Source organism: Leptolyngbya sp. FACHB-321 (genome assembly GCF_014695975.1).
In the GTDB taxonomy this organism is placed as follows: Bacteria; Cyanobacteriota; Cyanobacteriia; order Leptolyngbyales; family Leptolyngbyaceae; genus Stenomitos.
Window position 1 is genome coordinate 1 of the sequence record NZ_JACJPI010000086.1, and the last position, 8,658, is coordinate 8,658.

7 protein-coding genes are annotated in these 8,658 nt (G+C 52.5%); 2 read left to right on the forward strand and 5 right to left on the reverse strand.

Translation table 11 applies throughout. The annotated features are described in order from the left end of the window. From H6F76_RS28115 to H6F76_RS28135, 5 genes are all read right to left on the reverse strand, one after another. The coding region (locus H6F76_RS28115; protein ID WP_190513335.1) for a molybdopterin cofactor-binding domain-containing protein at positions 1–584 on the reverse strand (584 nt) is incomplete at its 3' end. Positions 585–668: 84 nt separating this feature from the next. After that, positions 669–2,903, reverse strand: coding sequence for a xanthine dehydrogenase family protein molybdopterin-binding subunit (locus H6F76_RS28120; protein WP_190513337.1), 2,235 nt, complete (start codon positions 2,901–2,903; stop codon positions 669–671). Continuing rightward, positions 2,900–3,895 (reverse strand): xanthine dehydrogenase family protein subunit M, encoded by a 996-nt coding sequence (locus H6F76_RS28125; RefSeq protein ID WP_190513339.1) that lies wholly within the window; start codon positions 3,893–3,895, stop codon positions 2,900–2,902. The genes H6F76_RS28120 and H6F76_RS28125 overlap by 4 nt, the downstream gene beginning before the upstream one ends. 14 nt (positions 3,896–3,909) lie before the next feature. After that, positions 3,910–4,575: a 2Fe-2S iron-sulfur cluster-binding protein gene (locus H6F76_RS28130; RefSeq protein ID WP_190513341.1), complete on the reverse strand. Its 666-nt coding sequence runs from the start codon at positions 4,573–4,575 to the stop codon at positions 3,910–3,912. 408 nt (positions 4,576–4,983) lie between these two features. Then, entirely contained in the window at positions 4,984–5,904 is a 921-nt protein-coding gene (locus H6F76_RS28135; RefSeq protein WP_190513343.1) for an AraC family transcriptional regulator, read from the reverse strand. Positions 5,905–6,423: 519 nt separating this feature from the next. Between H6F76_RS28135 and H6F76_RS31225 the strand changes: the two genes are divergently transcribed. Both H6F76_RS31225 and H6F76_RS28140 read left to right on the forward strand, forming a co-directional pair. Continuing rightward, on the forward strand, positions 6,424–6,549 hold the full coding sequence (locus tag H6F76_RS31225) for a hypothetical protein (RefSeq protein WP_277881292.1): 126 nt from the start codon (positions 6,424–6,426) through the stop codon (positions 6,547–6,549). Between the two features lie 339 nt (positions 6,550–6,888). After that, positions 6,889–8,385, forward strand: a complete 1,497-nt coding sequence (locus tag H6F76_RS28140; RefSeq protein ID WP_190513344.1) for an FAD-binding oxidoreductase — start codon at positions 6,889–6,891, stop codon at positions 8,383–8,385. The last annotated feature ends 273 nt before the right edge of the window (positions 8,386–8,658 follow it).

Here is an 8,658-nt window from a genome sequence, read left to right on the forward strand (position 1 = left end):
AGCGTCAGGCGATCGCCTTCCCACACGGCAATCGTGGCGTGCGGTTCGATTGGGTTGTTGTGTTCGATCGGTGTCGTGTACGTTACATCAATGCGGACATCCGCTGCACTCAAGCCCCGTTCCAAATCACCTTGCTGAGTATCTGTCGGGTAGCCTGCATTTATTCTTTCCGGTGCATATGCGCGGTGGAGATTTGCTGCAAACTCCAGTGCTGGACGTTCTTGTGTATATGCAACGCGCACGAGTGTTGCAGCATATTGAGCTTGCTCGAATGTCTCGGCAACAACCAAGCCGACGTGCTGCCCATAGTGGTTAATTCGGTCGTCTTGTAGCACTGGAATCACTTTGAGGTAGCGATCGCTGACTTCGGGCGGGTCAGTGGTTGCAAGCTTGGGCGCGTTGAGGTGGGTAATAACGGCAAGTACTCCGGGAGATTTTTCCGCTGCGCTGGTGTCGATGCTCTGGATGCGTCCACGGGCGATCGTACTCCGTACCACGACGGCATGAGCTAAGTTCTCCATTGGAAACTCAGCCGCGTAACGTGCCGCTCCCGTGACCTTAAGCCGCCCGTCAGTTCGATCCATCGGCTTGCCAATCGCTGAGTTTGTTGGCTTGTCAGCGTTACTTTGAGCTGAAAACTGCATAGGTAGGCGTTGTCCTTATTCTGTTCAGAGGAGCTTATCGGGTGTAATCGGTAAATCGCGGATGCGCTTGCCAGTGGCGTGGAAGATGGCGTTGGCGATCGCTGCCGATACGCCCACTATGCCAACTTCCCCAACACCTCTTGCCCCTAGCGGATTTGCCTTGAGGTCTGGCTCTCCTACAAAGTACGCTTCGATCGCGGTAACGTCGGCATTCACGGGTACGTGATACTCACCGAAATTTGCATTGACAAAACGCCCATTACGCGCGTCCATTTGGGTATACTCCATCAGCACCTTGCCAATGCCGCCCACAACTGCACCGCTCACCTGAGAGCTTGCCGTTTTGGTATTAATCACCCGCCCAACATCACAGACTGAGACAACCCGCGATACTCTCACCAGTCCAAAGTCTGGATCGATATGCACCTCAGCAAAGTGTGCGCCAAAGGAGTGGATGGAGAAGCGCTGCTTCTCGTCTCCTGGTTCAGAGTCCTTTTCGGTTTCAATGTAGTCTCTATTAGCGCGTTTCAGGATGTCTGTATAGCTCTCGCCCTTCGATGCATCCTGCTTTAAAAACAGGCGTCCGTCTTCCACCTCAATCTCATCAGCCTTGACGTTAGACAGGAGTGAATTCGGCTGAGTACTTGCTAGAGACAGTGCTTGTTCACGGACTGCCAGACACGCCGCTTGCACCGCAGAACCCAGACTAGCGGTGAGCATCGAGCCACCTTGCACGGGGGAGTAGGGGAAATCTGTATCCCCCAACTCAAACCGCACTCGTTCGGGTGGCAAGCCCAGAGCATCTGCCGCAATCTGGGTCATAATCACATAAGCCCCCGTGCCGATGTCGCTCCCTGCACTTTGCACCACCGCCGTACCGTCAGCCAGGAGACGTGCTTTGGCAACAGCTCGCAAGCGATACATCGGGTAAGTAGCAGTTGCCATACCCATGCCAACCAAGTAGCGACCGTCACGCATCGATCGCGCTTCCAGATTGCGTCGCGACCAGCCAAACTTTTCTGCCCCGACCTGGTAGCATTCCTTGAGAAATTTACTCGACCAAGGCAGCCCATCTTCGGGATTGACTTCGGCATAGTTTCGCATCCTCAATTCGAGCGGATCGAGCTTGAGGGTGTAGGCAAGTTCATCCAGACAGCATTCGAGGGCATACACACCAGAAATTTCCCCCGGTCCCCGCATAAAGGTGGGCGTACTCGTGTTGAGTCGGACGAGACGGTATCGCGTTACCAGGTTGGGGCAGGCATAAAGCATCCGAGTCGCATCGAGCGTAGCTTCGGTATACTCTTCGTACATGGAGGTTCCCGCCGTTGCCTCGTGGACGATCGCACTAAGCTTGCCATCCTTCGATGCGCCCAATGCCACCCGTTGCACCGTGTAAGGTCGAAATCCCACTGAAGTGTACATCTGCTGGCGGGTGAGCACCAGCTTGACGGGACGCCCCACCTGACGGGCAGCGATCGCGGCTACAGTGACGTGGGGCCAACTCCGCAGACCCGAGCCAAATCCTCCGCCAACGAAGGGCGAGATAACTCGCACGTTCTCTTCAGGCATTCCAAAGGTTAGGGCGACGTGCTTCCGGGTGTTGTACACCCATTGAGTTTTGTCGTAAAGTGTCAGTTTGTCGCCTTGCCAAGTCGCGATCGTGGCGTGCGGCTCCATCGGGTTGTGGTGTTCGATGGGAATCGTATAGCTGCCCTCAACCCGCACCTGGGCACTTGCTAAAGCATCGGGATTGCCGCGCACCACATCGGCATGTCGTCCTCCTTGGCTGGATTCGGTAGGCGGGAAGGCTTGCGCCATTGCTGCTTCTACAGTTGTCGTGGGGGTTTGCTCTTCGTAACGAGCCTGCACCAGCGAAGCGGCATACTGAGCACGCTCCAGGGTATCCGCGACCACGACTGCAATGGGTTGACTGTTGAAGTAAATGGTATCGCTTTGGAGGATGGGAAAGTGTTTCCCGACTTTGGGATCGATAAACGCCCGCTGCTCGGGTTTGTCAAAGTTCAGCTTTGGCGCATTGAGATGGGTAATTACCCTCAAGACACCGGGAGCACGTTCTGCGGCTTGGGTATCGATTTGCTGGATGCGCCCTTTAGCGATCGCACTCATGACCAGTACAGCGTGTACGAGGTCGGGTACTTCCATCTCTGCCGAGTAGCGTGCTGCCCCAGTGACTTTCAATCGCCCGTCAACGCGATCCATCGGCTTACCGACAGCAGCATTTTTCCCCTGACTCATGCCACACCTCCATCGGCTACTGTGGTCAGCGCCTGCATGATCGCCCGCTTGCCCATCTCGATCTTGAAGCGGTTGTGTTCGTAACCCCGTGCTTCGCGCATCGTCACTTCGGCGGCTTGCTGGAAGGTCGCTGCCGTTGCAGGTGCACCCGTGAGTATCTTTTCCGCTTCCACCAAACGCCACGGCTTGTGCGCCACCCCGCCCATCGCTACCCGTGCTTGGCGGATTTTGCCACCCTGGATGTCCAACGCGGCAGCGACGGAGACGAGGGCAAACGCATAAGAGGTGCGATCGCGCAATTTCAGGTAGTACGATCGCGGCGCGAAAACGGTAGATGCAGCGGGTAAGTCGATCGCCGTAATCAGTTCGTCGCGTCGCAGGTTCGTATCTATCTGTGGCGTATCGCCCGGTAAGCGGTGAAACTCTGAAATGGGAATACTTCTTTGCCCTTGCGGTCCCTCGACTTGCACGATCGCATCAAGCGCCACCAATGCGACGCACATATCCGATGGATGCGTGGCAATGCACTGCTCGTTCGCGCCGAAGATCGCATGGATGCGGTTGTAGCCTTCCAGAGCGCCACAACCTGTACCAGGCTCTCGCTTGTTGCAAGGCGTCACCGTGTCGTAGAAGTAGTAGCAGCGCGTTCTTTGCATCAGATTCCCGCCGTTGGTTGCCATGTTTCGCAGTTGGGCGCTGGCTCCAGCCAGAATAGCTTGAGAGATAAGGGGGTAGCGCTGGCGCACCAGTGGGTGATTTGCCGTATCGCTGTTGCGTGCCAAAGCACCGAGACGCACGCCACCCTCGCGTTCTTCAATGCCAACGAGTTCCAGCCGCGAGATATCCACGAGGCGATCGGGCTGTTCCACGTTGTCCTTCATTAAATCTAGAAGGTTCGTGCCGCCAGCAATGAACTTTGCTGTTTGGTCGCTGCCAACCGTCTGGATGGCTGCGCCTCGCTCTGTCGTGCGCGTATAAGCAAATGGTTTCATAATGTCACACTCCTCTAGGCTTGGGGACTTGCGCTTGCTTCGCGGATAGCCGCGACGATGCCGGGGTATGCGCCGCAGCGACAGATGTTGCCGCTCATGCGTTCGCGTATCTCCGCATCCGTTAACTTCACGCCTCCGGTTTGCCTAACATCAGCCGTTACCGCACTCGCCGTACCTGTTGCTACTTCATCCAATAGCGCTACAGCCGAGCAAATCTGACCGGGCGTGCAGTAGCCGCACTGAAAGCCGTCATGCTTAATGAACGCGGCTTGCACTGGATGCAGCTCGTCTCCCTTGGCGAGACCCTCAATTGTGGTGATCTCGTCACCTTCGTGCATCAGCGCTAGAGTGAGGCAGGAATTGATGCGCCGTCCGTTAACCAATACCGTACAAGCGCCGCACTGTCCGTGGTCGCAACCCTTCTTGCTCCCGGTAAGCCCAATGTACTCGCGCAAGGCATCGAGCAACGTGACACGCGGTTCTATTTTCACGGCGCGTGCTGTCCCATTCACCCGCAGTGTCACATCAACCGTATCTGTTCCTAGGATGGTGCTAACTGATGGAGAAGATGGCGGACGAGTTTGGGCAAAGACTTTAGTCGCCCAGTCTCCCAGCGTACTAAAAATTGCGCCGATCAGCATGAGCTGACCGAACCGTCGTCGTCTCAACCGAAACCTCATCGGCGTTCTCCTAAATTAAATTCTCTGGCATAGATCGAGGCGAAATCACTTTATCATGGCTTCTTCTAAGCCTCGTCAGTTGTCTTTATTCTTTAACTTTCATTCGATTCAGAATAGTCAAGTTTTTCAAGTTAAGATGCAATTTAAGCGGAGTGCATCCCAATGCTTTTCAAAAATACCAGGATGCGATCGCTCTAGGGGAGCGAACCGTATCATCTGATTTTTGCTGTAAAAACTGTATTTAGCAATACAGTTTTTTGACAAGTTACTTGGAAATCAAAAATAAGGAAAACTTAAAAATTAAATGATTATATTTAGATCGAGAGTTTTTTGTGTACCAGTAATTCGCTGGTTACAGGCTTTGGATGTTCCCTTTGAAATGCCAGCTACATAGCTAAACAGCAATACTCAGGCAACTCGTAAACGCTCAACATCCTTCATCGGTGGCGCGCCAAACATGCGGGAATATTCGCGACTGAACTGAGAAGGACTCTCATAACCAACCTGATACGCCGCATAGGTGGCATCCGCGTTTTCAGCCAGCATCAGACGACGGGCTTCCAATAACCTCAACTGCTTTTGATATTGCAACGGACTCATTGAGGTCACTGCCTTAAAGTGCCGATGAAATGTTGCAGAAGACATCCTCGCTTGCTTTGCTAAATCATCCATGCTCAATGGCTTTGTGAACTCAGCTTTGATCTGTTTAATCACCTCTGCAATGCGCTGCATATAGCTGCCGGAGGTCGCAATCTGCCAAACCGCTTCGTTCTGATCGCTCATTAAAAGACGGTAATAGATTTCGCGAATCATCATCGGTGCCAAGAATGGAATATCCTCGGGCGTGTCCAGAAGCCGTGTGAGCCGGGTGGCACACTCAATTAACGGGGCATTTGCATCGCTCACGAACAAGCCTCTCACTGAACTTTCTTTCTTATCTGGACTGCGCTGGAGTTGGTCGATAATATTCCAAAGCCCAGTCGCGTCCAGGCTGAGCTTAAAGCATAGATACGGCTTATCTGGTGTCGCTTCGACAATGTTTCCACTAAGCGGCAGATCGACCGTGACAACAATATATTGAGCCGCACCATAGTGATAGGTTTCCTTGCTCAGTAAGGTTTCTTTTTTACCCTGAACAATAATGCAAAGCGTCGGTTCATACACAGCGCGAAGTGCTGTAGGAGCCGTAGATTCCCGCATGAATTCCAACTGAGCGATCGCCGTTGAATGGATACCGTTCCCCTTGCCATCCGTGTGGCGAGTCACTAATTTCGCCAGTTCCTGACAAGCATCAATCGTGGTCTCGCGCTTTAGGGATTTATCTGCCATACCGGGTCCTCCGCGAGAGTGGCATATCGTGAGACATCCCTCTCATCGTTTTACTACGCCTATTATAGAAGATTCTCTTGAACACCATCCTGGTGATTGAGAAAATTAGGCAATAATCTGCGAAGTTTATGTATTCAGACCCCTCTTTCTAAAGCCTATGATGAGCTCATGCCAGAAGAGCAATGAAAGGATAAGGCAATAACGGAGATAGACAGATCACGTAGGAAACATGGTTCATTACAGGTGCAAGCGGCAGTTGCAGCAGGACTGGAACGCTTTAGGCAGTCCGATGTATTAGCGGGACTTAGACAAAAAGTGAGGCAAAAATGGCTTCAAACCTAGATATAGAAAGGTTTTTAGCTCAAATAGGCATGAATCGAGTATTTACAAGGGTTTCAGCCATTTTTAGGTCATCGACCTCTTTCGCTTGCTACGAGGCGTTTTCAGCCCCTAAAGGGGCTAGAAAATGTCTAAGTCCCGTTAGTCAACGTATGAAACGTTCAAGATACACCAAAAGCATTGATTGCGGTTGAAGATGCGAATCACTATGGCATTACCAAAGATCGCGATCCAATCCACCCGACGCTGGGTCAAGCCACAGTAATTGAGACAATCGAATGCTGGAGTGGGTTGTTTTTGCGATAGCGAAGCGCTGCTGCGTTAGCGAAGCGACTCTGAAAGAGTCAGCGCAGATCGCATCTTCTCCACGATCAAGACGCTTTTAATGATGTCTGCAACACAGGTGACAATTTTGATTCAAACGTGAGTGTGATTAGTCAAACTCCGTGATTACTGTGGCTCTGTTCCGGCACTTCTAGTTTTGTTACTGAACAATCGATCGCCATTGATAGCGGAGTTAACCGCGCCATAACAACAGATGGTGAATGGCGGAATGTGTTGGTGTGAATCAATTACTGTTCATGACACAGCTTATTGATGAACAGAAGTATTCTCATGTCTCTAAACAATGAAAGGAAGTAACTAATGTTACAACAACATCAAGATACGGCTCAATACGAGCAAAATGGGCAAATTCATGTTCAAACAACATCTCCACAACAGAAGCAGCATGACTACACAGAAGCGATCGAGATACTCGCCTCAACGATCCGAGGTGAACTGATCCTTCCGGGTAACCCTGCCTATGAAGCCGAACGAAAAGTCTGGAATGGTAGCTTTGATGGCTATCCGGCTGCGATCGTGCACTGTGCTGATGCGGAAGATGTTAAAGTCGCCGTCAATTTTGCCCGTGAGCAGGCAATGACGCTCTCCGTGCGTAGCGGAGGACATAGTGCAGCCGGACATGGCACCAATACCGGTGGACTGGTGATCGACCTCTCCAACATGAAGACGATGACGGTTGACCCGGTACGCCACACAGCCCGTCTGGAACCCGGTCTTACCTGGGGTGAGGTCGCCAAAAGGCTCCAGCCCTTTGGATTGGCATTGACGGCGGGCGACGTTGCCTCTGTGGGTGTGGGTGGTTTGCTGCTCGGCGGCGGCATTGGTTGGATGGTCCGCGCCTACGGTTTAACGATCGATCGCCTGCAAGCAGTGGAGCTGGTTACAGCGGATGGACAACTGCTGCGTGCCAGTGCTGACGAAAATCCCGAACTGTTCTGGGGACTGCGCGGTGGTGGTGGCAACTTTGGTATTGCGACCGCTTTCGAGGTAAACCTACATCCAGGTGGAACTGTTCTGGGCGGTGCCGTTTTTTATGAGGCAACCGAGGCAGAGCGTATCCTGCGAGAGTATACCCGTCTAGCCACGGCAGCACCGGATGAACTTTCCACTGAAGTTTTGTTCATGCTGGCACCTCCTGCCCCCTTCATTCCCCCTGACAAACAGGGAACCCCAGTCGTCGGGATTATGATCTGCTACACCGGTGACATAGAAGAGGGTGAGCGGGTTGTGGCTCCACTGCGTCAGCTTGCCACTCCCATTGCCGACCTGATTGCACCTATGCCCTATTCGGCTATTTTTGCGCTCACAGCGGTTGGTGAGAGCCCTGGCTTTCAGCATCATTCGCGATCGCAGTTTTTCGAGACGTTCTCAGACGAGATGATACACGCATTAGTTGAATCCGCTCAATCTGTCATGTCTCCTGAAACGTTGGTCTCCCTGCGTGTCCTGGGTGGAGCTATGAGCCGGGTCGCGACAGATGCAACAGCCTTTGCTCATCGCGATAAACAGGGCATGGTGTTAATCACTCACTTCGCACCATTATCTGTCGATGCTGCCAGTCTCGATGCCCGCACCCAGCGAGTCTTTCGGGCACTCTTACCCTACGCCAACGGTGCTTATGTGGGCTTCCTGGCGGATGAAGGGGAGCAGCGGATTCGTGAAGTCTATCCGACTGCCACATACGAGCGACTCGTTGCGCTCAAGAACCAGTATGACCCCACCAATCTGTTTCATCGCAACCAGAATATCAAACCCACCGCTACTCCAGCGATGCTTGTCACCCCAGTAAATTCATAACGCTACCTTTACCTCTAAAACAATGAGTACTCAATTCAGTCAAAGCAAAGTTGCAATTGTCGGACGGAGCGAGGACCTCGACTGGTTCGATACAATGCTCGACGAGCAGATGGCTATCCGCGTCCATAGCAAAGATGTCGATGGGGCTTTCACAATTATTAGACATCTCCGAAAACTCCTAATGCCCCTCTGGTACTGGCTTTTCCAGGATTAAACGAGACCAGCCAACCCAGTCAGTTTTAACGTCAAAATCAGGATTTTAGGTATTTGCTG